This is a genomic window from Acetobacter pasteurianus (assembly GCF_009914215.2).
GTDB classification, from domain to species: Bacteria; Pseudomonadota; Alphaproteobacteria; order Acetobacterales; family Acetobacteraceae; genus Acetobacter; species Acetobacter pasteurianus.
This window is the reverse complement of the sequence record NZ_CP039846.2, coordinates 221,020-247,386: the sequence shown is the minus strand read 5'-3', so window position 1 is coordinate 247,386 and position 26,367 is coordinate 221,020. Positions and strand designations below refer to the sequence as shown.

Annotated in this window: 23 protein-coding genes; 7 read left to right on the top strand and 16 right to left on the bottom strand. The window is 55.3% G+C overall.

The features are described from left to right. Window positions 1–3 precede the first annotated feature (3 nt). The 6 genes from rsmA to FCN51_RS14405 all read right to left on the bottom strand — a co-directional run bounded on the left by rsmA (window position 4) and on the right by FCN51_RS14405 (window position 8,720). On the bottom strand, window positions 4–786 hold the full coding sequence (gene rsmA / locus FCN51_RS14550) for a 16S rRNA (adenine(1518)-N(6)/adenine(1519)-N(6))-dimethyltransferase RsmA (RefSeq protein WP_003622842.1): 783 nt from the start codon (window positions 784–786) through the stop codon (window positions 4–6). A 52-nt stretch (window positions 787–838) separates the two neighbouring features. Continuing rightward, window positions 839–2,203, bottom strand: coding sequence for a peptidylprolyl isomerase (locus tag FCN51_RS14435; RefSeq protein ID WP_003622844.1), 1,365 nt, complete (start codon window positions 2,201–2,203; stop codon window positions 839–841). Between the two features lie 81 nt (window positions 2,204–2,284). Further along, window positions 2,285–4,612: an LPS-assembly protein LptD gene (locus FCN51_RS14430; RefSeq protein ID WP_003622847.1), complete on the bottom strand. Its 2,328-nt coding sequence runs from the start codon at window positions 4,610–4,612 to the stop codon at window positions 2,285–2,287. Between the two features lie 6 nt (window positions 4,613–4,618). Beyond that, window positions 4,619–5,731: an LPS export ABC transporter permease LptG gene (gene lptG / locus FCN51_RS14415; protein WP_003622848.1), complete on the bottom strand. Its 1,113-nt coding sequence runs from the start codon at window positions 5,729–5,731 to the stop codon at window positions 4,619–4,621. 16 nt (window positions 5,732–5,747) lie between these two features. Continuing rightward, complete coding sequence (gene lptF / locus FCN51_RS14410; RefSeq protein ID WP_003622849.1) at window positions 5,748–6,953, bottom strand: LPS export ABC transporter permease LptF; 1,206 nt, start codon at window positions 6,951–6,953, stop codon at window positions 5,748–5,750. Window positions 6,954–7,064: 111 nt separating this feature from the next. Next, window positions 7,065–8,720: a hypothetical protein gene (locus FCN51_RS14405; protein ID WP_003622850.1), complete on the bottom strand. Its 1,656-nt coding sequence runs from the start codon at window positions 8,718–8,720 to the stop codon at window positions 7,065–7,067. A gap of 585 nt (window positions 8,721–9,305) precedes the next feature. Here FCN51_RS14405 and FCN51_RS14400 point away from each other — a divergent pair. Further along, window positions 9,306–11,156: an ABC transporter ATP-binding protein gene (locus FCN51_RS14400; protein ID WP_160256240.1), complete on the top strand. Its 1,851-nt coding sequence runs from the start codon at window positions 9,306–9,308 to the stop codon at window positions 11,154–11,156. Continuing rightward, on the top strand, window positions 11,156–11,875 hold the full coding sequence (locus FCN51_RS14395; protein WP_160256239.1) for a GntR family transcriptional regulator: 720 nt from the start codon (window positions 11,156–11,158) through the stop codon (window positions 11,873–11,875). The genes FCN51_RS14400 and FCN51_RS14395 overlap by 1 nt, the downstream gene beginning before the upstream one ends. A 98-nt stretch (window positions 11,876–11,973) precedes the next feature. Here the strand turns inward: FCN51_RS14395 and minE are convergent, their stop codons facing one another. The 3 genes from minE to minC all read right to left on the bottom strand — a co-directional run bounded on the left by minE (window position 11,974) and on the right by minC (window position 13,951). After that, complete coding sequence (minE, locus tag FCN51_RS14360) at window positions 11,974–12,300, bottom strand: cell division topological specificity factor MinE (RefSeq protein ID WP_160256238.1); 327 nt, start codon at window positions 12,298–12,300, stop codon at window positions 11,974–11,976. Beyond that, window positions 12,297–13,112 (bottom strand): septum site-determining protein MinD, encoded by an 816-nt coding sequence (minD, locus tag FCN51_RS14335; protein ID WP_003622855.1) that lies wholly within the window; start codon window positions 13,110–13,112, stop codon window positions 12,297–12,299. Before minD ends, minE begins: the two co-directional genes overlap by 4 nt. 140 nt (window positions 13,113–13,252) lie before the next feature. Further along, on the bottom strand, window positions 13,253–13,951 hold the full coding sequence (minC, locus tag FCN51_RS14330) for a septum site-determining protein MinC (protein ID WP_124305900.1): 699 nt from the start codon (window positions 13,949–13,951) through the stop codon (window positions 13,253–13,255). Window positions 13,952–14,135: 184 nt separating this feature from the next. Between minC and FCN51_RS14295 the strand changes: the two genes are divergently transcribed. Continuing rightward, window positions 14,136–14,804, top strand: a complete 669-nt coding sequence (locus tag FCN51_RS14295; RefSeq protein WP_003628165.1) for a glutathione S-transferase family protein — start codon at window positions 14,136–14,138, stop codon at window positions 14,802–14,804. 4 nt (window positions 14,805–14,808) lie between these two features. Then, the gene (locus FCN51_RS14290; RefSeq protein WP_160256237.1) at window positions 14,809–16,023 is read left to right on the top strand and encodes a BaiN/RdsA family NAD(P)/FAD-dependent oxidoreductase; all 1,215 of its coding nucleotides are present in this window, start codon (window positions 14,809–14,811) and stop codon (window positions 16,021–16,023) included. 3 nt (window positions 16,024–16,026) lie between these two features. Here FCN51_RS14290 and rsmI read toward each other — a convergent pair whose 3' ends face one another. Beyond that, complete coding sequence (gene rsmI / locus FCN51_RS14285) at window positions 16,027–16,995, bottom strand: 16S rRNA (cytidine(1402)-2'-O)-methyltransferase (RefSeq protein WP_160256236.1); 969 nt, start codon at window positions 16,993–16,995, stop codon at window positions 16,027–16,029. Here rsmI and FCN51_RS14280 point away from each other — a divergent pair. Then, complete coding sequence (locus tag FCN51_RS14280; RefSeq protein ID WP_124305929.1) at window positions 16,983–18,371, top strand: penicillin-binding protein activator; 1,389 nt, start codon at window positions 16,983–16,985, stop codon at window positions 18,369–18,371. The two genes, rsmI and FCN51_RS14280, sit on opposite strands and share 13 nt — an antisense overlap. Window positions 18,372–18,454: 83 nt before the next feature. Here the strand turns inward: FCN51_RS14280 and FCN51_RS14275 are convergent, their stop codons facing one another. From FCN51_RS14275 to FCN51_RS14265, 3 genes are all read right to left on the bottom strand, one after another. Next, complete coding sequence (locus FCN51_RS14275; protein ID WP_160256235.1) at window positions 18,455–20,059, bottom strand: tetratricopeptide repeat protein; 1,605 nt, start codon at window positions 20,057–20,059, stop codon at window positions 18,455–18,457. A 138-nt stretch (window positions 20,060–20,197) separates the two neighbouring features. Beyond that, window positions 20,198–20,788 carry a CarD family transcriptional regulator gene (locus tag FCN51_RS14270; RefSeq protein ID WP_003622862.1) on the bottom strand — a complete coding sequence of 197 codons (591 nt, stop codon included), beginning with the start codon at window positions 20,786–20,788 and terminating at the stop codon, window positions 20,198–20,200. Window positions 20,789–20,853: 65 nt separating this feature from the next. Next, on the bottom strand, window positions 20,854–21,729 hold the full coding sequence (locus FCN51_RS14265) for a bestrophin family protein (RefSeq protein WP_003622863.1): 876 nt from the start codon (window positions 21,727–21,729) through the stop codon (window positions 20,854–20,856). 145 nt (window positions 21,730–21,874) lie between these two features. Here FCN51_RS14265 and fghA point away from each other — a divergent pair, with 145 nt between their 5' ends. Then, the gene (fghA, locus tag FCN51_RS14260; protein WP_160256234.1) at window positions 21,875–22,741 is read left to right on the top strand and encodes an S-formylglutathione hydrolase; all 867 of its coding nucleotides are present in this window, start codon (window positions 21,875–21,877) and stop codon (window positions 22,739–22,741) included. A gap of 6 nt (window positions 22,742–22,747) precedes the next feature. Here fghA and FCN51_RS14255 read toward each other — a convergent pair whose 3' ends face one another. From FCN51_RS14255 to FCN51_RS14245, 3 genes are read right to left on the bottom strand one after another with little or no spacing between them, the layout of a single operon-like run. Further along, window positions 22,748–23,332 carry a YdcF family protein gene (locus FCN51_RS14255; protein WP_160256233.1) on the bottom strand — a complete coding sequence of 195 codons (585 nt, stop codon included), beginning with the start codon at window positions 23,330–23,332 and terminating at the stop codon, window positions 22,748–22,750. A gap of 44 nt (window positions 23,333–23,376) precedes the next feature. Continuing rightward, window positions 23,377–24,321: a cell division protein FtsX gene (locus FCN51_RS14250; RefSeq protein ID WP_160256232.1), complete on the bottom strand. Its 945-nt coding sequence runs from the start codon at window positions 24,319–24,321 to the stop codon at window positions 23,377–23,379. Continuing rightward, window positions 24,318–25,100: a cell division ATP-binding protein FtsE gene (locus FCN51_RS14245; RefSeq protein ID WP_003628152.1), complete on the bottom strand. Its 783-nt coding sequence runs from the start codon at window positions 25,098–25,100 to the stop codon at window positions 24,318–24,320. The genes FCN51_RS14250 and FCN51_RS14245 overlap by 4 nt, the downstream gene beginning before the upstream one ends. 121 nt (window positions 25,101–25,221) lie before the next feature. Here FCN51_RS14245 and FCN51_RS14240 point away from each other — a divergent pair, with 121 nt between their 5' ends. Beyond that, window positions 25,222–26,343, top strand: a complete 1,122-nt coding sequence (locus tag FCN51_RS14240) for a zinc-ribbon domain-containing protein (RefSeq protein ID WP_160256231.1) — start codon at window positions 25,222–25,224, stop codon at window positions 26,341–26,343. The last annotated feature ends 24 nt before the right edge of the window (window positions 26,344–26,367 follow it).

Sequence of the window (26,367 nt, the reverse complement as noted above, 5' to 3'; positions counted from 1 at the left end):
CTTTTATTGAGCAGATAGGGCAAAATGCGCGCGTGCCAAGCGGTCAAACTCTGCAACATCCAGAGTTTCCGCGCGGCGCGTGCCATCTATGTCTGCTGCGGCCAAAAGCTTATCACCGTTCAGGCCTTTTAAGGCCCCGCGCAGCATTTTGCGCCGCTGCCCAAAGGCTGCTGCCGTTACCCGCTCCATTGCTTTAAAAAGCGCAGGCTCAGGCTGCTGGGCATGAGGCGTAATGCTGGCAACGGCAGACCATACCGCTGGAGGGGGTGAAAACGCACCCGGCGGCAGCTTCATAACAATCGCACAATCTGCACACCATTGGGCCAGTACAGCCAAGCGCCCGTAATGTTCGCTGTTAGGGGCGGCGCAAATGCGCTCTGCCACTTCCAACTGGAACATGAGTGTTAGCCGTTCCCACGCGTTACCTTGCCGCAGCCAGCCAATAAGCAAAGGGGTGGCCACATTGTAGGGCAGATTAGCAATAATCTGCCGTGGTGCAGGGCATAACTCTGTAAGGTCGCACTTGAGCGCATCGGCTTCCACCACCTTGAGGCGGTTGGGGTAAAAGCCTGCCAGTTCCTGAATAACCAGCACTGCGCGGCTATCAAGTTCCACCGCCGTTACGGATTCTGCCGGACCGTTCAGCAAAGCGCGTGTCAGCCCGCCGGGGCCGGGGCCAACTTCTACAACGTGGCGGCCTTTCAGGTTGCCTGCCAGTGTTGCAATACGTTCTGTTACACCCGGATCAAGCAGAAAGTGCTGGCCAAGGGCTTTGCGTGCATCCAACCCGTGCCGATGGATAACATCGCGCAGGCTCTCCAGTGGGGCAGACAGGGCCTTATACCCCCTTCAGCTTGATGTGCTTGTCAATAATAGCGCGGCGGTGCAGGTCACTATCCAACTGGCGGGCAGCCTGTTCCACACGTTCATTCATCAACTGGTCTGCAATTTCGCTGGGTGAACGGTTGGAAAAGTTCTTTTCCTTTTTGGTGCACACCATCAGCAGATCGATCCCATCGCGCGAGACCAGAGGGCGCGATACCTTGCCTTCGGGCAGATCAGCCAGCAGAGACTGCATTTGAGGGTTCAGGCGTTCCAGCGGCATTTCACCCGGATCTGTGGGGCGCTTTTCACCTTCGGCCTTGTTAAGGGCCTCCATTTCCGTGCAGCTATGGGTGTTCTGGATAACCTGCATGGCCTTTTGCAGCGTAGATTCCTGCTGCGGCGTAATGTGCTGCGGGTCTAGCGGTGTATCAAAGGAAAGGAACACCTGCCGAATGGTAATCAGGTGGCCCATTTCGTGCCCGATAACACGCTTGCCATTAAGGGTGATGATAACATACCCGCCCGGCACCTTGATGGGGTTGGAAATAGCTCCAACGCCCACAGGCATCTGCCGCACCACCTGAACCACTGCGGGGTCAAGCTCATCTTCCTGCACCCAGCCCATGGACCCACCATCCAGCGCTGTCTGACTTTGAGAAAACTGAGCCGCCACAATGGGGAAGGGCGCACCCTTACGCAGTTCCTGAATAACGGTGTTGGTGAAATCCAGCTCTTCCTGATCGTGCCGGGGATCTTCCACTTTTACAAAAATTTCGGCCAGTTCGTATTCCGTACGGCCTTCTTCACGCTTGAGCGCAGCCTGACGCTGGGCAATATCCTGCGCAGATACGCGAGAGCGCGCGCCCAGTTCCTGCCGCAGCACCTGAATCCAGCCAATCTGCACCCGGATCTGATCAATCAACGTGGTGAGAGATACGCCATCTTGCGCCAGATGCTCACGCAATGTGCCTTCGGGCATGCCGTTGCGCCGCTCAATATTGGTAATGGCGCCTGCAATCTGTTCTGGCGGCACGTTGATATGGCGGCTGAGAATTTCCTGCGTGCGCAGGCGTTCATCAATAAGCTGGCGGATAATCTGGGGCCGTAGCCGTGCCATCAGATCAGGCGTGAGGGGCAGGCCGGTAGAAAGGGCAAACAGTTTGCCGCGGTTATCAACATCGCGCTTGGTCAGCGGAATACTGTTGATAACAGCCAGAATCATGTCATCCGGTTCTGGCTGGGCAGGTGTTGCTGTTTGCTGCGTTGCCGCGCTGGAGGTGTGCCGTGTTGCTGCCTGCGCATACGGTGCGCCAGCAATGGCGGGAACAGTAAGCGCGGCAAGGGAACAACAGGCCAGTGCAAGGGAACGCAGGCGCATACGGAACAGTCTTTCAGCTTTCTGCCAGATCGGGAACTCTGTTCCCTGATACCGGAGCGCGAGGCATTTTTGAAGCAGTTCTTACTTAAGGCCGAAAGACCCAAGCGTTTTCAGGCTAAGGGTGAACAGGAAGGTGGAGTTACGCTGCTGCCCACCAATGGTGGTGTACTGCTTGAGATACATGAAATCGAGGCCGAAGCAGTCATTCGTATATCCGATATCCCCACCCAGAGAGACAAATTCACGGCGGGAGAGGCTGCGGCGTGCAAAGCCGGAAAGATGCCAGTTATCCCAATCGGAAGAGAAGCCGCCGCTGATTTCGTTTGTGCGTACAGTGTACAGCTGGTTGGGGTTATAGGAACGATAGTTGGTGGCGAAGTAGTAATAGGGTGTCACCGGCTCATACACATACCCGCCACGGATACGGAAATGCGGCACCCCGGCGCTGAACAGGGCATCACCAAAGTTGAACTTGCCGGTGTAGGGGTCAAGCCGCATGCGGGCATTGAAGTCAAAATACTCGTTGGGCGAAACACGGGCGCGCGCCACAATATCCGAGGCATGATGGTCTAGCCCAGAATAGGGCAGGCGGTCATGCTCGATATGTTCCTGGAAGCTTTCACCGGCCAGAAGGTCAACTTCGTGGCCATCCCATGTCCAGTTGGCATGCACCCCAATGTTGCCGCGCAGGCCGCCATCCAGCCTGTCTGTGCCCTGATAGCGGTTGAGCGAGAACAGCGTTGAATCCGTAAATTCATAGGCCATACTGTCTTCGTTCGGGATCAGGTCATTAGATCCCATACCCGTATTGGGGGCGTAAATGGCCTGCACAATGGGTTCTATCAGCTGCGTGCCACGGCCATGTTCAAAACTGCGGACAAACGGCCAGTTGGTTTTCAACGCAATGGTTGGCAGAACCTGCCCACTTACAACAGTACGGGCTGTTTTGTAGTAGTTGGGCTGCTGGTACAGCTTGCGGGCGCGGTAGACCATGGAATCAAGCCGCAATGTCAGCAGGAATTGCTGCCCTTGGCGGGAACGCCACAGCCTATCCCAATTAAGCTGCAATTCACCGCGTTGATCGGCAGACCCGTTTTCACGATATACGTAAAAATCGGTGGTGTTTACGCTGGTGCGGCCGCCCAACGCATCTGGCTGGCCAACAAAGCTATACGTATAACGCGGTAGCGCCCACGGCAGATCGGTGTTGTGAATGACACCTTTGTTCAAGCCCTGATAGTACTGCCCATCAATGCGAGAGTAAGAACCTGTGCCAAAGCCTTCAATATAGGCGTTGGAGTTCAGGGTATCAGACCCATAACCCTGCACACGGTAATCGCGCATATAGTCAGCAGAGGTGGCCAGATTGATGTTGGCGCCAGCACGCCAGTGCTTGTCTATGGAGAACTGGCCGCGCGCAAACAGATAGCCCTGTACACCATGGTTGCCACCGCGGCCCACATCATCACCAAAGCCGTTGGTGTAGCTGTTACTGCGGTGCGTATCGTAAGCCAGACCACCCTGAATGTTGATTTTGCCGAAGTTAAAGAAGTTGCGATACTGCGCGCTGATCTGCGGCCCTGTTTTGGTGGAGAACAGGCCCTGCACGGTCAGGTCAGACTGATCATCAATCACCCAGTAATACGGGATGGTGAAATACGTGCCCAAGTAACGGTCATGCGGCGTAATGCCGGGCATAAGGAACCCGCTGTGCCGCTTGGCTGAAGGATCCGTCATGGAGAAATAGGGCAGGTAGATTACCGGAATGCCCAAGATATCCAGATAGGCATCACGGAAGTCGATCTTCTGGTGCTCCAGATCCTGCGTGGCGTCATAGGCGCGGAACTGCCAGAAGGGCGCGCGGGTTTTATCTTTTTCGCAAATTTCGCAGGCCGTATAAACGGCGCGGCTCATTACGTTAATCTTGCCCGCAGTGCGGCGCAGGCCATTGGCTGCCAGTTTGGCGTTGTCCTGCATGGTGGCATTCACGTGCATCATGATGCCATCCTTCATGCCACCCGAAAGCTCGGCATAATGGGTGTACAGCACGGAGCCATCTGGCTGGATGGTGGCTACATTTCCGCGCGCGGCCATAACGCCGGTATCGCGGTCATATACAATGCGGTCTGCTCGCAGCACATGGTCGCCCTGCCAGACCTGGACATTGCCAGTCCAGGTAACGGTGTGCTCAACATCGTTATAGTCAACCTTGTCGGCCTGAAAGGTTGCCGGTTCATCGGGAGATGTCGGGCGGCCGGTATCAAGATGCATCACCTGCGGGCGGAACTGCGCGTGCGCATGTTTGGGCAGGCTGAAAAGAAGGCACGCGGCCATGCTCCCCAATGCGGTGGCCGCACTGAGGGTGGAACGACGGCGCAGCAAAGGGCTGCGGAAAGGCCGGCGGGCCACGGTCAATCAGCCATCCTCCAAATGAAGCAGCAACGAAACAGCCAGACACAACCCAGCCAGCGTAGGCGCCCATGCAGCCAGCATTGGAGGAAGTGCCCCCGAATTACCGAACTGCTCTGCAACCTTGGATACGGTGAAAAGCAGAAAACCAGCCGCAACGCCAGACCCGATCATGCGGGCAACGCCTCCGCGCCGTGATGGACGCATGGAAAAACCCGCCGCAACCAGTGCCATTGTGCCTGCCAGCATAGGCAATGCCAGCAGGGATTGAAAATGAATACGATGCCGAATGGATGAGAAACCAGAGCGATCAAGCAGGGAAATAAAGCCCGGCAGCGCCCAGACAGAAAGCGTTTCGGGGGAGGAAAAACTTTCCTGCACACGGTTAACCGTTAAATCTGTGGGCAGATCAATCTGGCCAACGTGGTGCAGCAAATCATTTGGCCGCACGACCGAGGCATCACTTAAAATCCATTTCAATGTTCCCAGATAGCCCTCAGGGGCTTCGATTCGCATCATCAGCTTGTCCTGATGATCAAGACGGAACACGCTCACATTACGGATACGGAGCAACCCATCCTTAAGCTGCACGCCACGCGCATGCAGCATGGCCACGCCGTGCGGATCATACTGGCTATCTGATTGCCGCAGCCATAAGGAGCCGCTGGAGAGGCTAAGCGGCCCACCGCCGGTACGCAGATATTGCTGATCCAGTTCTTCTGCCCGGCGGTACATGGATGAAGATACTGGGGAAATCAGGGTGGTGAAAACAGCGCCAATCAGCATGGCGCAGGCCACCGGGGCGGTCAGAAACTGCCATGCAGAAATACCAGCCGCACGTGCCACAATCAGTTCGGAAGAACGGGTCAGGCGCCAGAAGCACACAATCCCGCCCAGCAGCATGCCAAAAGGTAGAATTTCCGTGGCAAAATAAGGCACATGCAGCGCTGCAATTTCTGTCACCACATTGGTGGAAACATCAGGCTTGGTGGCCACGCGGCGCAACAGGTCAATAAAGTCAAACAGGCAGACAATACCGGTAAGGGAGGCAATCATTGCCACAACGGAAAACACAAACTGCCGCGCGATATAGCGGGAGAGGGTAACGGCAACAATCATCAGGCCGGAAGCCCCTTCAGTTTTGTGTCAGGCGGGCAGAGGCGCGGTCTGCCAGCATTTCCGGAATGAACAGTATGCCTGCGCATATCAGCCCCGGCAGTAATGCCACAAGCGGAATAAGCGGGATAAGGGCCATGTTTCGGCTGGCCAGATTTTGCAGCAACAGGTTGATGGCCAATAGCCCCACAACTGTCAGCACCGCGGCAAGAGGCCGCTTGATATTGCCGTAGCGGGAAAAAGCCCCGCGCAGCACGGCAACCAGCCCCACCATGGCAAAGGAAAAGCAGGTAAGGGGGGATGTCAGGCGGCGCCAGCCTTCTACCTTGAACTTGCCGGTATCGCGTTCAGAAACCTGCTGCGGATCTGGGTGCAGCAGTTCCCCCAAAGACATTTCAGCAGCATCCCGAAAGCGGGCGTCTTCCTGATGTGCGGAAGACAAATCCATGGAATCCTGCTTGAAAACCAGCATGTTCAGGCGGCCTGTCTTATGGTCGATCACCTGTCTGGAACCATCGTACAGGATCACGCGTGGGGTATCATTCACGATCATCATGGACCCATGATTGGCCAGAATTGTGGCCTGATTACCCGGTTGCCGATCATCTTCCACCATAATGCCGTGCAGCGTGCCATCGTGGCTGCGGGAACGGATATAGACCGTCATGGCATCCGAAACCTTGGTGAACACACCTTCTTGCAGCATGAAGGCAGCCATCTTGTTGCGGATATCAAATTCGTATTGCCGGAAGGCATGGTAGGATGTGGGCACAATCCACAAATTCAGCAAAAAGCCCATAATGGTGGCCATAAGCGCGCAGCCAAGCCCCGCCCTTGCCAGTGCGAACTGTGAAAGGCCCGCTGCCTGCATAACCGTAAGTTCACGGTCTCCCGCCAGCCGCTGATAGACAAACAGGCTCACCACAAAAGTGGTAATAGGCAGCACCACTGCTACAAAGGAGGGGATGAGCAGGCTGGTGAGTTCAATGAACACGCGCAGCGAAAGCCCTCTGTCCACAACCAGAGAGACAAAGCGCAAAGACTGCATGAGCCAGATGAGCGCGGCCAACCCCCCGGTGGTTGCCAGCAGTGCCACCAGAAGCTGGTGGAACACATACCTGTCCAGCGTGAGGAAACGCGATTTCAGCCAAGACTGAAGTGAACGGACGGTCATACGTCTGTTATCTACTTCACCTGTGCGGGAGGCAACAGCCTTATCATGCATAAAGCAGGTGGAGGCATGTTGCTCCGGCGCGGTTTTTCTTGAAAAGTGACAGTTTTATTGGCGCAAACTCTCAAAATTCTGCGTTTTCTTTTTTCGGTTTCCGCAGAATTTCTAGAATAGAAGAATCACACCACCAGCAGCCGTGTTGTCGCTTTCCTTGTAAGGGCCGTGGGCGGCAGACGATGTATGCGTGTATTCGCCCACCAGATTCAGCCAGTCTGTCAGCTTGTAAAAGACAGCGCCAACTTCAGATTGGTTGCGCCGCACAAGGGTAGGGCTGTTTTCGCCCGGCGCCTGGTACAGGTTACTCACGCCGTAACTGCCCACTAGCTTAAGCCTTTTGGTCACGTGGTAGGCGCCCTGCACGTAATACCCTTCGGATGCGCGTTTGCGGCCATTTTGCCCAACGCCATCAAAGAACAGCCCGGTGGTGCCCAGCCCGCTGCCGCGATAGTAGTAGGCCACACCTTCAAGCGGCCCATAGGTAACCTTGGTGCCGATATCGCCCGCTTCGGCCATGGCGCCTTTGCGGCTGTCTGTATTCAGCAACGTGCTTTGCAGGCCCTGCTGATGCTGGATCAGGAAGCTGGCCCAGATGCGTGTCTGCACCTCGCCAACCTTGAAATCATACGTAACCTTGCCCTGCACCATGGGGGAGGAGTGATGCTCGGATGAGGCAGACAGATCGCCCCCGGCAAAATTGAACTCATCCAGCGGCTGGAAAATACCAACGGTGCCCTGAAAGCCGTGGATTGTAGGTGAGGCATAGGAAATCTGCGGAATCCAGTCTGCATACACATAGCCGACACCAATACGGCCCAGAGATGTGTTGCCCGGAGCAGCGTTGTTGCCAGAGGCACCTACGCTCAGCAGTGTTGCATCATTCAGGATGGCGTCGGAGCCAAACAGTGCCAGATCACGCCCGACTTTGAACGTGCCGATATTCTTGTTGCCAAATGTGACGTAAACCTGACGAAGGTCGATACCAGCAGTGCCAAGCCCAACGGGGCTGCCGCCTGTGTTGGCGTTAAAGGCCCCGTTCTTGGCGTTATCAATGCCCGGATACATGCCCAGAACAGCAGAAATATCCATGCCGCGCTGCACGGTGCTCAGCTTGAGCACAAAGCCGGCAGGCAGCAGGCCGTTACGCACGGCGGAAGAATCAAACCCGCTGGAACCGGTAGAAACACCACCCGCCACGGCTTGCCCGCCAGCGGGACTGTTATAGGTGTAAAACCCGTTCACAAAGCCGGAAAGGTTGATGTTGATGGGGCCTGCCATAAAGGTAAGGCCTTTGCCGGGCACGTATTTTGCCACGCGCACCACATCATTGCCTTTAAGGGATTTGGCAGCTTCTTCAGCGGAGCGTGCACTGGCTTCTGCGCGTTCTGCAGCACTTTCGGCCCGCATGCCGGAATCTTCTGCGCCGGGGTCAAACTTAATGCCGGGTTCGTATTCATCACCGCCCGCACCGTGTCCGGCATGGGCTACCATACGGTGCCGTGTGCCTGCCGCTGCCGTGCGGCCAGAGCCTGAACCACCTCTCCCGCCGGAAGATGCTCGCTCGGTTTGTGCCGGGGCGGAGTGGCGCACGTGCTTGGCAAGGAGTGTATCGTATTCATGCTTGGTCAGGCTGCCTTTGGCGCGCAGCACGTCCAGCAGATCGCTGTAATCATCGGCCAGAGCAGCTTTTGGCAGCATGGCAGGCGAACCAGCAACCGATGCGGCCATAACCGTGGCAACCAGCGCCTTTTTTCCCGATGCCATAAAACTTGCTCCCCTAAAAACCTGCTCTCTCTTACTGTGGATCAGACTTCCTGCCGTCAATACGGCGTAAAAAGGCAGCAGATGTGTGAGCTAAGGGGAAAGGATGCAGCAAAACAGAATGCATTGGTAGAAATTTCCCGACCATGCGCTGCTGCGTGAACGGGAAAACGTATTGGGTTCATAACGGAATGGAATAAATAATAATTTTTAATATCAAGGAATTATAAGTTGATTCTCTGCGTTGGAAGCAGAGCGGGAAACAGTATGAATTAAAAATGACGTAAGCAGTTTTGGCTATAAAATGCTATACACACAGCACAAAAAGTGAAGAAAAGTGCACTTACAAAAGTTCCCATCATCACGGAATTTTTATTGTTATAACAATAATTTACATCACCTCCTGTCTCTGTTTTCGAGTGGTGGCGCAAAAGGGTGCAGGAATTCTTCCGTAATTGCAGTACCTTGCATCATGCTTTGCCATTATGCCGCCGTGTTCGCGCTGCACAGCACATTTTGGTGTCCTGAATTCAAACTTAGCCGGGCAGGGCGTGTTGTTCTGCCAAATCAGTAACGAAAGCAAACACGGTGTCGGCGGAAAAAGAAAAACACAGTCAGGCTTTGCCTCAAGGCACTCAGCAGCAAGCTGTTTCTGCTCAGCCCGTCATAACTGTGCCGGATGAGGAGTTGCCGCACTATGCCGGGCGGCCCGTAGCCTTTCTGCTGCGTTACATGCGGCACCGGCCTGTAGGGCATGCGTTGGTGTTTGGCTCCGTAGGGCTGGCCATTGGCTGCATTGTGCTTTCGTCCAACGGGATCCGCCGCTTGGTGGACCTTATGACAGGCACATCCCCTACGGGAGATGTTATGGCCGTATGGTCTGCTGTTGGGGTGTTGATCGGCCTGATTGTGGCAGACAATATCTCCTGGCGTATTGCCGGGTGGTTTGCTGCCCGCACTTTTGTGGCGGTTACGGGGGATATCCGGCAGGATCTGTTCCGTTTTCTAACAGGCCATTCTCCGGCTTATTTTGCAGACCGCATGCCCACATCTCTTGCTGCGCGTATCGCCACTGCTGGCAATGTCAGCTTCACCATAGAAAACCTGCTGGCATGGAGCGTGCTGCCCCCTAGCTTGAATGTTCTGCTTTCTGTTGCGCTGATGTTGTCTGTCAGCACCATTATGGGCAGCGTGACGGTGGTTTTGGCCATTGGTCTGTGTTTTCTCATGTTCCGTCTGGCTGTAAGGGGCCGCAAGCTGCATGGAGATTACGCAGCCGCAGCCGCCGGGCTGGAAGGTGAAACACTGGATGTAATGGGCAACATCGCGCTGGTGCGGGCCTTTGGTATGCGCAACCGTGAGCGTGAACGGTTTAATGCCCTGACTCAACGGGAAATGGGCGAACGCCTGAAATCTCTGCGCTATATGGAAAAGCTGCGCATGATCCATGCGTTGTTAACAGCTGTGCTCACCACGGGTTTGCTCATCTGGGCTGTGTTGCTGTGGCAATGGCAGCAGGCAACCGTGGGGCAGGTGGTTATGATTATCACGCTGGGCTTTGCCATTCTGCACGGCACGCGGGATCTGGCTTTGTCTATGGTGGAAACCATCCAGCATAATGCCCGGCTTTCCGAAGTTCTTTCCTCGCTGCTGGTGCCACATGATATGCCAGATGCCGAAAACGCCGTGCCGATGAAAGGCCCTGTGCTGGGCGATGTGCAGTTTCGGGACGTGGTGTTTGCGTATCCGGGTGGTGCTGCGGTGCTGGACCATTTCAACCTGCATATTCAGGCAGGCACCCGTGTGGGGCTGGTGGGGCGTTCGGGATCTGGCAAAAGCACGGTGCTGGCCCTGTTGCAGCGCATGCGTTTTGTGCAGTCTGGCAGTGTGCTGATAGACGGGCAGGATATCCGTGATCTTACAGAAGATGCGCTGCAGGCCTGCCTTTCCATTGTCCCGCAGGATGTTTCCCTATTGCATCGCTCTGTGATGGAAAACATCCGCTACGGTAGGCCAGATGTTACGGATGCAGAGGTGCGTGCCGCCGCAGCGGCAGCCGGATGTGCTGCATTTATTGAGGAACTGTCTGAAGGGTTTGATACCATTGTGGGGGACAGGGGCGTAAAGCTGTCTGGTGGGCAGCGCCAACGTATTGCTATTGCACGTGCCTTTTTACGCAATGCCCCCATTCTTATTTTGGATGAAGCCACCAGTGCGTTGGACACGGAAAGTGAACAACACGTACAGCAGGCACTGGATAGGTTGATGGTTGGACGCACGGTTATTGCTGTAGCGCACCGTCTTTCCACCTTACAAAATTTTGACAGAATCGTTGTGATGCAGGAAGGCAGGATTATCGAGGATGGTTCTCCTGCACAGCTTGAACAGCAGGATGGCCCTTACAGACAGTTTCTTAACAGGCAGATGACACACGCATAATGATAACCACACAAACACCACAGGCGTGGACCAACCTGCGACCCGAAGGGCGGGGCGAGGCGCGGGGAGCCCTTGCTGCCTACGCTTACCAGCAGATACGTGACAGGCTGATTTACTGCCATTATCAAGGTGGTGAGCGCCTGGTTTTACGCCCGCTTGCAGCTTCCTTGGGGTTGAGCCCAACCCCGGTGCGTGAGGCGTTGTTGCGCCTGGTTTCAGAACAGGCGCTGGAACTGGATGAACGCAATACGGCCCGTGTACCCACCACCACGCGTACGCTGTTTTTGGAAATTCATGGCGTGCGGGGAGATCTGGAAGGCCGCATCACCCGAGATCTGGCTGCGCATATTACTCCCGAACAAATTGCAGTGCTGCGAGAAAAGCATCTGGATTTCATTGTAGCCTATGAAAATGCAGATCCACACGCCACGGCTGTGGCCAATGCCATTTTTCACAGTACGGCGGCTGGTTTTTCCCGCCTGTTGTTTACGGTAGGGATTATCCGTGGGCTATGGGCGCGTATGGGGCCAATTTATGCGGCAGCTAATAGCTTGCCTACACTTAGTCCAGCAGATCCCAACCACCCGCATTTGCAAATTCTTGCCGCGTTTGAAAAGCGCGATGTAGACGCCGCAACAGATGCCTTGCAGCGTGATTTTCTGCAAGCCAGAGAGTGGCTGGAACCTCTACTGCCAGAAGAACAGCCCGTAACAATTTGAAATTGAAATAAAAATATACAAGCCTGCCACGCCGTTAAGATGGGGCAGGCTTGTATATTTATGTGTGGGCAAGCAGCCCTAACACGAAGATCAGGCCATCAGGCCGGTTTGGTTTTGCTGCCAGCCGAAGGTTTGTCTGATGCAGCATTTTTGGCCTTGTCTGCTTTGTCAGACAGACCCGGTACTTCCACATCAATTTCCAGCATGGAACAATGCGCCCCACGGTCTAGCTTGATCTGAACCTTGTCCTGATCAACAGCAACGTGCCGCTTGATAACTTCCATGATCTCGCGGTGCAGCTGAGCCAGCAAGTCATCCTTGCCGTCACCCATACTGATGCGTTCATGCGCCAGCAAAATCTGCAACCGGTCCCGCGCAACGGGAGCGGAGGAGCGGCGCTTAAAGAGGTTGGAGAGGAAGGTCATGAGACTCTCCGTTTGAACAGCCAGTCAAACAGGCCTTTGCGTTCAGTTGGAATGGTAACTTCCACTTTTTCACCCAACAGGCGGCGCGCTGCTTCTGCATAGGCGCGGGCCGGGGCGCTTTCCGGTTCAGCAATGGTAACAGGGGCACCCACGTTAGATGCTTTCAGAACATCCGGGCTTTCTGGAATAATGCCAAGCAGTGGAATGGAAAGAATTTCAAGCACGTCATCCGTTGCCAGCATGTCACCGCGTGCGGCGCGCTGGGGGTCATAACGTGTCAGCAGCAGGTGTTTCTCAATTTTCTTGCCGCTTTTGGCTTTTTCCGTTGTGCTGTCCAGCATGCCAATCATGCGGTCACTGTCTCGTACAGAGGAGACTTCCGGGTTGGTGACAATAACAGCCATATCTGCATGGTGCATGGCCATTTGTGCGCCGCGTTCAATACCAGCGGGGCTATCACAGATCACCCAGTCAAACTTTTTGCGGAGTTCTTCAATAACCTTGGCAACGCCCTCTGTTGTCAGGGCATCTTTGTCACGCGTCTGGGAGGCTGGCAGAAGAGAGAGGGTATCAATCCGCTTATCCTTGATAAGCGCCTGTGCCAGATTGGCGTCGCCCTGAATAACGTTAATCAGGTCAAACACCACGCGGCGTTCCGCCCCCATAACCAGATCAAGGTTACGCAGCCCGACGTCAAAATCTACCAGCACAACTTTCTGGCCGGTTTTGGCCAGTGCGGCTCCCAAGGCTGCGGACGTTGTGGTTTTACCCACACCACCTTTGCCTGACGTGACGACCAGAACCTTTGCCATCAGTATTCCTTTTTATATCTCTGCGGGATCATCAGGATTGAAGCCATGATGACCTTGTATGGCGATAACATGACAAGCTGCATCTAAAAAGAAAACTGCCAATATCCATTTGGCGTTAGTTTTCTTTTTCTTTACGTTTTTTAGGGCAGCGGACGGAACAAAAGGGCTTCCCCCGAAAGCAGAACCTGCGCGGGCTTTTCTGTGCAGGCGGGGTCCATTTCTTCCGCCGTGGCATAGAATCCATCTATGGCAACAAGCTCGGCTGCCAGATTGCGGGTATAAATCCGGGCATTGCCGTGCCCGCCAATGCCTGCAATGGCTCGCCCCCGCAGGGCACCATAAACATGAATGGACCCGCCGGCAGAAACTTCTGCTCCAGAGGCCACAGCCCCCAGAATAACCACATCGCCATCTGGCCAGACAATGTGCTGGCCGGAGCGCACGGGGTCTTCTATCAGCAGGGTTGTGGGGTCTGGCGGGCCTTCGGGTTCTTCTTCCGGCGCGGTAATGGGGCCGGAGGAACGGCCACCTACCGGGCTTTCTGGCCATTCCCAATCAGCCACGGCTGGCCATGAGCGATCACCGTTTTCTATGCCCAGCACGCGTATGCCGCGTTCTTTAAGCGCTGGCAGCAGAAAGGCAAGGTTAGGTGTATCGGCCTGCATCATGCTCAGATCAAGAATGACGGGCTTGCCAGCAAAAAAGCCAACAGACCGCGTGATCTGATGATCCAGCGCCACCAGCCAATCTTCCAGCGGGGCTTCCGGCGTGAGGGTGAGCGCCAGAAAAGAGCGCCCGGACATACGGATACGGGGGAGTGGGGGATGTGTGCCGGACAAGAACAGCCGCTCTCGAAATAAAGATCAGGAATAACAGATGCACAGGATAATGGCGTTACAGTGCAGTTGGGAAGTGTCTGTTACGCATTGGATGCATGAAGGCAAGGGGATGGTGGGAATTTGATGTGCTTTCATGCTGTTTTCCCTCTGGCGTTGGGGCAGGCAATGGCATAAATCATCGGGTATGCGTACCCTCTTTCATTTTCCCCTCTCTCCTGCCAGCCGTACTGTTCGGCTTGTACTGGCGGAAAAGCGCCTGCCGTTTGAGGCCATTATTGAACGGGCATGGGAACACCGGCCCGAATTTCTGGCCATGAACCCAGCAGGTGATGTGCCGGTTCTGGTGGAAGATAACGGGCTGATTGTGCCGGATTCGTATGTGATCTGCGAATATCTGGAAGAAGCATATTCCGATACGCCGTTGCTGGGGCGTACGCTGGCAGAACGTGTGGAAGTGCGCCGTGTGATGGCGTGGTTTGATACGCTGTTTGCGCGCGAAGTTTCTGGCCGGTTTATTGATGAACGGGTGATGAAGCGCCTGAGCGGCCGCGGTAACCCCGATGGCACCGCGCTGCGTGAGGCCTATGCCGCCATGCGCCCGCTTATGAAATACGTGAACGATCTGGCAGAAAACCGGAACTGGCTTGCTGGTAATTTTCTGTCTCTGGCAGATTTTACGGCAGCCGGGCATCTGTCCTGCCTGGATTTTATTGGCGATATTGACTGGAGCAAGGTGCCTGCTGTGCGCGATTGGTACGCACGCATGAAGTCTCGCCCCTGTTTCCGTCCGCTTCTGGCCGATCGGGTTTCTGGCATAACGCCGCCTGAATATTACACCAACCTGGATTTCTGATCTTTTGAAACACCAAACGGCGTGGCACGCGCCAGATGTGCTGGTTATTGGCGGCGGTGCCGCAGGGCTTATGGCCGCCATAACGGCAGGCCAACGCGGGTGCAGCGTTGTTGTGGTGGAACATGGGCCAGAGGTGGGGCGCAAAATCCTTATTTCCGGTGGTGGGCGCTGTAATTTCACCAATACGGAAATGCGGGCAGATCGGTTTTTGTCTGCCAACCGGCATTTCGTAAAATCAGCACTCAGCCGCTATAAGCCAGAAGATTTTCTGGCGCTGTTGGCCAAACATTCCATTGCGTGGCACGAGAAAAAGCTGGGCCAGCTTTTTTGCGATCATTCAGCGCGGGATATTGTGTCCATGCTGCTGGCGGAATGTGCAGCAGCGGGTGTGCGTATTCTTACAGACACACGCATTCGCCATGTCAGCCGCTCTGGTGATGCTTTCCGGGTAGATAGCTCTGCTGGTGAGTTTCAGCCAAAGGCCGTTATTTTGGCCTCAGGTGGGCTTTCTATTCCCAAATTGGGGGCCAGCAGCTTCGCGTATGATGTGGCCCGGCAGTTTGATGTGCCCGTTATCAAACCAGAACCCGCGCTTGTTCCGCTGGTGTTTGATCAGCCTCAGGATGGCTGGTTGAAAACACTGGCAGGTGTTTCTCTGCCCGTGCGTGTAAGCTGTGGCAAAACAGCGTTTGATGAGGCCTTGCTGTTCACGCATCGGGGGCTTTCTGGCCCGGCCTTGTTGCAAATTTCCTCCTATTGGCAGTCGGGGCAGGCCGTAAAGGTGGATATGCTGCCGGGGCAGGATTTGGCAGCATTGTTGATGGGGCTGAAAAAAGCTGGTTCAAAAGCCAAGGCTCCAGCAGCTTTGGCCCGATGGTTGCCCCAGCGTTTGGCTGCGGCCTTGGCGGCGCAAAAGGCATCTGATCGCCCTATGGCAGAATGGGCAGATAAAGATATTCAGGCCTTGGCGCAGCGTGCGCAGAACATGCAGCTTTACCCCACAGGCACAGAAGGCTTTGCCAAGGCAGAGGTAACGCGTGGTGGGGTGGATACACGTGCGCTTTCTTCCCGCACCATGCAGGTAGAAGCTGTGCCCGGCCTGTTTATGGTGGGTGAGGCTGTGGATGTTACGGGCTGGCTTGGTGGCTATAACTTCCACTGGGCATGGGCCAGCGGCCACGCTGCGGGGGAAGCCGCAGCGCAGTTTCGCGCTGTATAGGTTTTAGCTTTTTGCAGCCTTAATTTCGGCGGCCAGCTCCAGAGCGCGCGTATAAACGGTGCGCTTTGGCAAGCCCGCTGCCGTTGCTGCCAGTGCAGCGGCATCTTTAACGGAATGTGTTTCCAGTAGGCTGCGCAGGGTGGTATCCAGATCATCTTCAGATGTCTGCTCCGGCTCGGCTGGGCCAAGCAATACGGTTATTTCTCCGCGCGGCGGGGTGGTGGCGTAAAAAGCGGCCAGTTCACCTACGGTATCGCGCCGCACTTCCTCAAACTTCTTGGTCAGTTCCCGCGCTACGGCACAGGGACGGGTGGGGCCAAAAATTTCCGCCATGTCGGCCAGCGTTTCAGCCAGCCTGTGTGGGGCTTCGTGCCAGATCAGGGTGGCGCTCAGGCCAGCACGCTCAGCTGCATGCAGCTTGGCAAAGCTTTCCTTACGGGCTGATGAGCGCGGAGGCGGAAAGCCAATAAACATGAACGGATGCGGTGGCAGGCCAGAAAGCACAAGCGCTGTAAGTGCCGCGTTAGGGCCGGGCACGACCGTAACCGGCACGTTGGCTTCTATGGCTGCCCGTACAAGGCGAAAGCCGGGGTCTGATAACAGGGGCATACCTGCATCAGAAACCAGTGCAATATTGGCACCATCCTGCAGGCGGGCAATCAGGCCGGGAATACGCTGGCGCTCATTGTGCTCATGCAAGGCTTCCGTGCGGGCAGAAATACTGCGTTCTGCCAGCAGCCGGGCCGTAGTGCGCGTATCTTCGCACAGAATCAGATCCGCACTGGCAAGGGCTTCGGCACCACGTGGGCTGAAGTCCCCCAAATTGCCAATAGGTGTGGCAACCAGCGTAAGGCCGGGGGAAGAAGGCGCATGACTTGGCGGCTTTCCTTCGCTATGGAGGGGAGAAGTCCGGTCGCGGTGTTCATCAGGCCGGTTGTTTGTGGAGGACGATCTTGATGATGACGCGTGCATGTTCGCTCCTGTCTGGACTTGCCAGCCAAGGTCTGGCGGGAAAACAGACATGGCGCAAGGCCGGTCTGGCTGCGTTGGGTATAACGGGCATGGCTTTGGCTGGCTGTGCAGACCAATCTCCCTCTGCTGGCGGTGGGGTTTCCAAGCCTGTTGGCAGCCATAAAATTGGGGTTCTGTTGCCTCTGAGCGGCCCAAACGCCGGGTTGGGGCATGAATTGCTGGCAGGCGCACAGCTTGCAGTCGGCACAAATGCATCAACAGACCCAACCGGGTTGCAGTTGGATGTGCATGACACAGCCGCAGCCGGCGGTGCATCTGGTGCAGCTACTGCCGCAGTAAGTGCCGGAGATGGCCTGCTGCTTGGCCCGCTCACCAGTGGTGATACTGCAGTGGCCGCACCAGCCGCACAATCAGCCGGTATTCCGGTGCTGGCGTTTACCAGTGATATTTCGCAAGCCCGTTCTGGTGTGTGGATTATGGGTATCACGCCAGAAGATCAGGTGCAGCGGCTGGTAGAACAGGCACGGCAGGATGGGCGGCGCAAGTTTGCAGCACTTTTACCCAACAATCCGCTGGGCCATGCTTTGGGTAATGGGTTGCAGTCTGCTTGCCATGATCAGGGTCTGGCAGCACCTACCATTGTGTATCACTCCGGTACGGCGGCCAGCATTTCGCAGAGCCTGCGTGATATTTCCAATTACGATACGCGCCTGCAGGCGGCTAAGGGTAGCAGCAGTGAGCCTGCTCCTTACACGCCAGATGCCACCACGGCAGATGCAGATGCCGCCAAAACGGCAGACAAGCTGCCTTCCAATCTGGCGGCTGCATTGGGCACGGATGGCAGCTCCCCCGCGCCAACAGATGCCCCCAAGGCGGATACCCCCAAGCTGGAAGCACCACCTTTTGATGCGTTGCTGCTGGGAGATACCGGCCTGAACCTGAGAAACGTGATTGTGGCGTTGAACGAAACCCAGATCAATCTGCCATCCGTGCGGATTATGGGGCCGGGCCTATGGGCTGCGTTTGCTACCAAATTGGGCGCCATTAAAGGCGCATGGTATGCCGCGCCAGATCCTTCATCCCGTCAGGCTTTTGTAACGCGCTTTATGGCGGTTAACCACCATATGCCCAAGCCATTGGCTGATTTGTCTTACGATGCAGCCAATGTGGCCAAAACCGTGGCGCAGAGCGGAGTTTCTGGCTATCCGGCAAATGCACTTACACGGTCGGATGGGTTTTCTGGCGTAAATGGTCCGTTCACGCTGCTGCCTGATGGGCGCGTGCGCCGCGCTTTGGGTGTGTTTGAAGTGATTGGTGGTGGTAGCCCTGCCAAAATGCAGAGCGCTCCAGCAAAGGCCAGCGCAATATCTGGCTAATCTGGGTATATTTGCAATAAATTCTCAAAAGGGCTGCCTGATGTATTTTCAGGCAGCCCTTTTTACTTGTGATGTATTAAGAATTATTTCTTGTGCTGTGCCAGAATGGTTAAAACCTCGGCAACACGTTCTACCACATCATCCCACTTCCGCGGGGTTGTTTGGCGGATAATCTGCAAGGTGGGGTACCACGGGCTATCTGTGCGCCCGTTCAGCCAGCGCCAGCAGTTATCATACCGGTCCATCAGCAAAACCGGTTTGCCCAAGCCACCAGCCAGATGCACCACAGAGGTATCTACCGTAACCACCACATCAAGAGACATGATGAATGCTGCGGTATCATCCATATTGTGGAAGTGGTGTGTGGGGTCGTACAGCACCATGTTGGGTGGTGGGTCATTCATCTGCTCGGCATAGGGGCCTTTTTGCAAGCTGATGAGATTGACGCCTTCTACATTTCCCAAGGGTGAGAGCGTATGCAGGTTTAAAGAACGCCTGCGATCTACAATATGGGCGGAAATGGTATTGGGCCGTGGTGCACCACCCCATACCAGCCCCACATTCAGATTATCATTTTCAGGCAGGAACTGTGCCAGTTCGCGCACTTTTAGGGTGTCTGCGCGCAAATAGGGCACAGGTGCGCCCATGGCATCCGGCGTAGCAGAAAAAACGCGCGGCAGGCTAATAAACGGGCAGTGCCAATCAAACGGTGGTGTGGTGCCGCCAACCTGCACAATTTGTGCGCCAATAACTCGCTTGGAAAGTTCGCCGAGCGTTTCAGGCACCCATAGATGGGGAATGGCCCCCCGATCTGAAAGTGGCTTGATATAACGCAGATACATTAAGGTATCGCCAAGCCCTTCTTCCTGCGTAATCAGAATACGCTTGCCCCGAATATCCGTATTCGGCCCAAGCGAAGGCATAAGAGTGCTTGGCGGTAGGCTGGTATGGCCGGGCAGGCGCAGGCGCCATTCATGTTCTGCCCAACCCTGTGCATAACGCCCGGCTTTAAGCAGCGTGATGGAGTGGTTTAGGCGGATTTGCGGTTCCGTAGGGCGGAGGGAGATAGCCCGGCGATAGTAATCCAGTGCTTCATCTAACCGCCCTTTTCCTGCCAGTATACATCCGATGTTGGAGAGCGTGCCGGCATGATCTGGCTGCGTTTCCAAAACACTTTGCAGATGTTCCAAGGATTCATCAAAACAGCCTTTTTCAAGCAGAGCCATCGCCAACAGGTTGTGGGAGTGCATGCTGTTAGGCCGCAGTGTAATGGCTTGGTGTAGCAGGCTAATGGCTTCATCAAACTGCCCATATTGCACCAGCAGATTGCCCAGAATCTCATAGATACGGGCATCCTGCGGTGTTCGCTTAAGAGCAGCACGGCAAGTGGCTTCTGCCAGAGGGCGTTTATTCAGCTCCGCCATCAGGTCACTCAGTGCCTGTAATGGATGTTCCGTGCCCGCATGGCGGGAGGCAATATCACACAGAATTTCTGCGGCTTCTTCTGGCTGGCCAATTCCGGCAAGGCAATAGGCGTAAAGGGTTTTGGCCAGATCATTCTCGCTGGTGCTGAACGGCTCCAGAACAGCACGCATTTCATTGAAATGGCCCATAATAATTTCTGCACGTGCGCGCCGCAACGTCAGTTGATCGGGCAGGGGAGGGGCAGAAGCAGCAGGAGTATTCATGATGGCATTAAGTATCGTTCAAAACAGATGAATGAATAACATAAGGCAGGATATGCGGAGGCAAGAAAAAACCCGACACGATAGTGTATCATGCCGGGCGATGAACCTGAATGTATAAAGTAACGGAATATAAAAGGTTCAGGCAGCTTTCATAACTGCTGTCAGGGATTCCAGAACTTCAGTCGGGTCTTTATTTTCCAAAACGGCCACTTCGGCCACAAAACGTTCCTGTGCAGCTTCAAACAGCTTGCGTTCGCTAAAGCTGCCATCCAAACTATCAACATTGCGGCGTAGATCACGCAGCACTTCAGCAATCTGGACCAGATCACCCGAGTTGATTTTTTCCTGATAAGCTACGGCGCGCCGGGCCCACATGCCTTTACTGACATGCGGCTTGCCCTTGATAATGGCCATGGCCTTATCCACAATCTCGCGCGAGACAATTTTGCGCAGGCCAGCCTTACGGGCCTTGCTGAGCGGGATGCGCAGTGTCATCTGGTTGCCGGGGAAGGAAATCTGGATCACTTCCAGCTTCGTTCCGGCAATTTCATCAACCCCTATCCGGTCTACCCGCCCCACGCCATGGGCGGCATAGACAATGGCATCGCCTTCCTCAAAAGGATCTTCATCCTTTACTTTTGTTTTTGCCTGGGCTGCCGTAGCAGCTGCAGCGGTGCGTGCCATGGCGTCTGTCACGCCGCCTTTAGGAGGTGCTCTGAACGTGTTCATAGCGATAGCTTGTAGCATAAAACCGCAGCGTTGTCTTGTAAAAGAGAAAACTGCGGTTCTGCTATTCAGTATTGTACGCCGTTTACAGCGCCAAGTGGTGGGGCTGTTGGGTCTCCGGTAGGCTGGGTGACATCAATTTCAATATTTCGTGCCATTGTTGCCATGGGTAGCGCGTGCGGTGTGCCAGAAAAAGGTTCCTGCAGGTCATTCGCACTTTTATCCAGCACCAAAAACAGACACCCCACTAGTGATGACCCCAGTGGGGTAATCCATTCCAGCGTCTGCACCATGGAAAGGGGCAGTACGATGCAAAAGATGTTCACCAATGTGCGTGGCAAAGCCGAAAACTGCATGGGCAAAGGTGTGTTGCGAATACGTTCCAACCCACCTTGAGCGTTGGCGATATCGGACAAAATGCGGTCAATCTGCCCGTGCACTGCGCCATCAATGCCCTTTTTATTCACTTCCTCCGTAACACCCAGCCCAATCTGATACAAAATGGCGTTGGGCTTGTTCCGGTAATTAACAATGGCATCCTGCATATAAGGTGGCAGCAGGCGCTGAATATCGGCCGAAGCATCTTCCTTTCCCAAAGCCATGCGCAGGGCATGGGGGTAGGCGGCAATGGCGTACATCAGATCATGCCGGTCTCCCAGCAATGTGCCAGCCTGTCGGCCAAAGGAGCGGCAGTTGTTGGTAATGGCCCCCCACAATGTGCGGGCTTCCCACCAGCGGGCATAGGCGCTGTTGCTGCGGAACCCCATAAACAATGCAAGTGCAGAGCCGATAAGAGAAACCGGCAGGCTGGGCTGTTCCATCCACTCCTGATGGAACACCTGAAAAAGCACAACTACAATTAAATCCCACCCTGCCATCAGCAGGATAACACCTAGAATTTCTTTCCCGATAATGCGTAGCCCGACCCTTTGGTCAACAATCATTCATAAATCTCCGCGTGTCAGAAAAGCGTTCTTGCCTGAACCTATATCAACATGGCACGAAAAAAGGAGTTTCTTAACAATACATATATTTATTTCATATTTTTCAGCGTGATTGCGGATTTTTGAAGGGATCAGGAGGGTGGAGATGACAACACAACCAACCGGCTTGAAGCTGCGTGAAGAGCATCTGTGCCACGGTGGCAAGATACAGTTTTACGAGCATTTTTCTCATACTCTTGCGCTTGCTGCCCGGTTTGGTGTGTTCCTGCCGCCAGCAGCCTGTGCCGGGCAAAAGGTGCCTGTTGTATATGCACTGGCTGGCCTAACCTGCACGGAAGAAACATTCCTTATCAAATCCACAGCATTGGCAGAGGCAGCACGTTTGGGGCTGGCATTGGTGGCGCCGGATACATCACCACGTGGTGCCGGTGTGCCGGAAGAAGATAAGGATTGGGATTTAGGCACGGGTGCCGGTTTTTATCTGGATGCCACGCGGCAACCTTGGAGCAAACATTACCGCATGGGCAGTTACATTGCGCAGGAACTGCCAGAAATTGTAGAGCAAGCCTTACCATTAGATAGCGCACGGCGTGGCATTATGGGCCATTCCATGGGTGGGCATGGGGCGCTGATACATGGCTTGCGCGCACCAACATTCTGGAAATCCATATCCGCTTTTGCGCCCATAGTGCATCCGGCGGCTGTGCCGTGGGGGAAAAAGGTATTTACTGCGTATCTGGGGCCAGGTCAGGCTGCTTGGCGCGCGTATGATGCGGTGTGCTTGTTAGAAGATGGCCACAAACACCCCAATACCATTCTGGTTGACCAAGGTGAGGCTGACCAGTTTTTGCAACGCGAACTTCAGCCTTGGCACCTGCAGCAGGCAGCGGAACAGGTTGGGCAAAAGCTGAACCTACGCCAGCACGCTGGGTATGATCATTCCTATTGGTTTGTGCAAAGCTTTGTGGCTGACCATTTGCGCCACCATGCAGCAAACCTAAAAGCAGGCTGAACTTTTTCAGGAGTGGAGGGCGCGGCTAAGGCTGGGAGAGGTAAATCCCCCTAGCGCGCCCAGCCATTTAAGATACTCCAAAGCCAGAAGCCGCAAAGAGGAACGGCGCAAAGGGTGTTCCATGGCAGGTGGCAACACCGGATAAGGATACAGAGTCACATCTGGCAAGGTGCGGCTGAGTTCCAGCAAGGCGCGGCGCATGTGGTAACTGGCGGTTACAACGATAAGCGATGTTATGTGGTTATCCGCAACCCAAACGGCTGTTTCTGTGGCGTTGCCAATGGTGGAGCGAGCCTGATAGCCCAGAGTAATGCGCTCCGCCAAAGCCGGAGGGGCGGTGGGCGGTAAAAGCTCACTCAGTGTAGTTTGGGTATCTACTCCTGAAATCAGCAGTTTCTCGCCCTGATTGCGCGCAAGCAGATTAAGCGATGTATCAATGCGGCCTGCGCCACCTGTAAGTGCAACAATGCCATCGGCATGGGGCAAATAGCCCGGTGGGCGCAGGGCATCGTTTACAAACCAGCCAAACCCACCAGCAAAGGCAAAGCAGGCCAGTAAGATCAGCCGGAATGAAAGCCGTATAAAAAGCATGATCGGGCCAGAAGGGCGCGGCCCGGATGGCTTGCGTTGAGGGATTATGGGAGCCGCCGCAGCCATAGGCGCACCATGCTCTGTGTTGTAATCCAGCAAATAAAGGCCGCAACAAATGGCAGTGCTGCAAAGGCAACCAGCATATCTGTTGGAATAATGTTTTGCAGGGTTTGCCAATCTGGCAGCAACAGCGTGTCAGACTGGAGCGAGATATTGGCAAAAGGCGCGGCCATTCTGAACAGCACCAGCAAAGGCACCATGGCCAAAACAGTGCCAGCCAAGCTGCCGCCTAGCCCCAGCATAGCCGTGCGCCATGCAAAGCGGCCTGCAATATAGCCATCGGATGCCCCCAGCCCGTGCAGAATTTCAATAATATCGCGCCGGGTTGAAAGGCCCGCACGTGTGGCAAGGCCGGTTACAAGTGTGGCAATGCCACCAACAGTAAGCAACGCCAAACCTGCGCAGGCCAAAAGGCTGTTTGCCAGTGCCTTCAGGCGTTCTCCCCAGCTTGCGTTATGCTCCACAATGGTGCCAGGCACATGCGCGGTAAGGGTTTGCTCCAGATCATTGGGCACCTGTGCGTTGTCTGGCAAACGAATGCGGATAATGGCTGGCAGAGGGAGGGCGGAATTATCAGCCTCACCCAGCCAAGGCTCTAAAAGCCGTGCCAGTTCCTCTTTATCCAAACGGTGCATTACCGAGCCGGGGGGCAGGGTGTTGAGATCTGCCAAAACAGCTTCCGCTCGGGTGGGGCCTGCGGGCTCTTTTTTGCTGGCAGGGGTAAGGGGCTGATCCGGGTCTGGCACCTGCACGGTTACAAGTTGGGCCGCACCTCCGGCCCAACGGGCAGAAAGCGCACGCGCACCTGTTGCGCCTGCAAGAGTTAAGGCTGCCAAAAAGCTCATCATGGCCACAAGTGTAAACAGGCTGCGGTCTGGCAGGGCTTCGGAAACAGAAAGACCATCCTTACGGCCAGAAAAGGGCATCATACCGTTGCCCCTTCATCCTGCACCAGTCGGCCGCGTTCCAGATACAGGGCCGGGCGTTCCAGCCTACGGATCAGGGCTTCGTTATGCGTTGCCACAACCATGGTGGTGCCCATGTCGCTCAGTTCGGCAAACATATCCAGCAGCCGGTGGGCTTGGCTTTCTTCCAGCGCGTTGGTGGGTTCATCCGCCAAAATCAGGCCGGGGCGGTGGATAATGGCGCGCGCAATGGCTGTACGCTGCTGCTCCCCACCAGAAAGGCTGGCTGCGGGAGCATTTAGGCGCTCACCCAAACCGACCCATTTCAGAATGGCATGAATTTCATCCTGAATTTCATCTTCAGGGCGTTTTTGCAGGCGCAAAGGTAGGGCCACATTATCCGCAACACTCAGGCCGGGAATAAGTTTGTAATCCTGATGCACCATGCCGATTCTCTGCCGCAGGCGCACAAAGTGCGCACGCTTTTCTGCCTTGGAAACAGGCTTGCCCAAAAGCAGCATGCGCCCTTCTGTGGGGAGTGTTTCAAGGTGCAGCAGGCTTAACAGGCTGCTTTTGCCAGCCCCCGATGGACCAAGAAGCCAGCGGAATCCGCCTTGCGGGATAGAGAAGGAAAGATCGGACAATACCTGCGTATTCTGCTTTTTGCCCCGCCGCCATGAAACGTTTTCCAGACGGATCATGCTGGAACCATAAAGGACAGAAGTGGCATAAAGCGGAGCAATTGTTGCATGTATGCAGTGTAACCGAGAGGCAGGGGGAGTGTCGATTGAAAGACACAACATACTGCTTAATAAACGGTATGTTCCATCTTTTTGGCGCGATGTCTGGCGCGAACGGGTGATACCTGTGCTAAGGGAGATGCCAAATCTGTTCTTCCGTTCGATGCCTTAGCCTCGCATCTGCGTGCAGCAGGCGCAGGGAGGAAGGCAGCCTTGTATCAAGAGAGTGTTCATGAAGATCGTCTGTCCTTCCTGCGGTGTGGCCTATCAGGTTCCAGAGGCTCTTCTTGCCAAAAGGCAAATGCTCAAATGCTCTGCCTGTGGCGTTAAATGGCGGGTTCAGATCCCGCAACCGCAGCCAGAACCCGTTGCGGAGCCGGTGCAGCATGAACACGCTCGACCGCAATCTGCTTCACCAGAAGCAACAGCACCACACCGCGCGGCAGAAGAAACGGTAGAAGAAAAAGTAGCTCCCGCTCCGGCATCTTCGGAAGCACCCATTGCCGATAAACTGGATTCGGGGCCTTTGCATTCAGCAGAAGCTTTGGCGCCACAAGCGCCTGCTCCAGCACCTGTTGCGGAGGAAACACCGAAAGAGCCTGCGCCGGTTGAACCGCAAGCACCAGCAGCCCCCGTTCAGCCACAGCCAGAACCTCAGCCTGTTCCACCACCAGCGGAACCTGCGCCGGAAGTGCCCAGCGCGCCTGCTGTTGAACCGGAACCTGAAGTTGAGCCCGAACAGCCATCAGCGCCAGAGCCGGAAGAACCAGTTGCACCGCAGCCCGTGCCGGAAGTGCCGCAGCCAACAACAGTGCGGCAGGTGCATGTTACGCAAACACCTCCGCCATATGTGCAGCCGCATGTTGAACCAACGCTGTCATCGGCGACAAAACCTTTTGCGCCTTCTGGCCCCGTAGCTGCACCGGAACCGCCGCAGCCAAAAGAAGCCGCTACACAAACAGGCCAACGTTCTGAGCCTTTGCGTAGGGCATCATCACCCGCTGCCACACCTTCTGCACCACAAGTGGGAGCTGCAAACACGCCTCGGCCTATGGGAATGCCCAAAGTAAGGCCGGAAGTGGCGCAGGCTTATGCTCAAAGTGCAGCGGCACATGTTGCGCAGCCCAAAGCACAATTGGCGCGTCAGCTTGATGTGCGTGGGCTAATTTTAACGGAAAAATTCTGGAAAATAGCCTGGATTGTCAGCGTTCTACTGGCTGTTATCGGCTTTGTGGCCATCTGGCATTGGTGGAATGCCATTGTACATGCATGGCCTGCGGCAGCGCGTCTGCATCGGGCCGGTTAAGACCTGATACGAAAAAGACGCGCC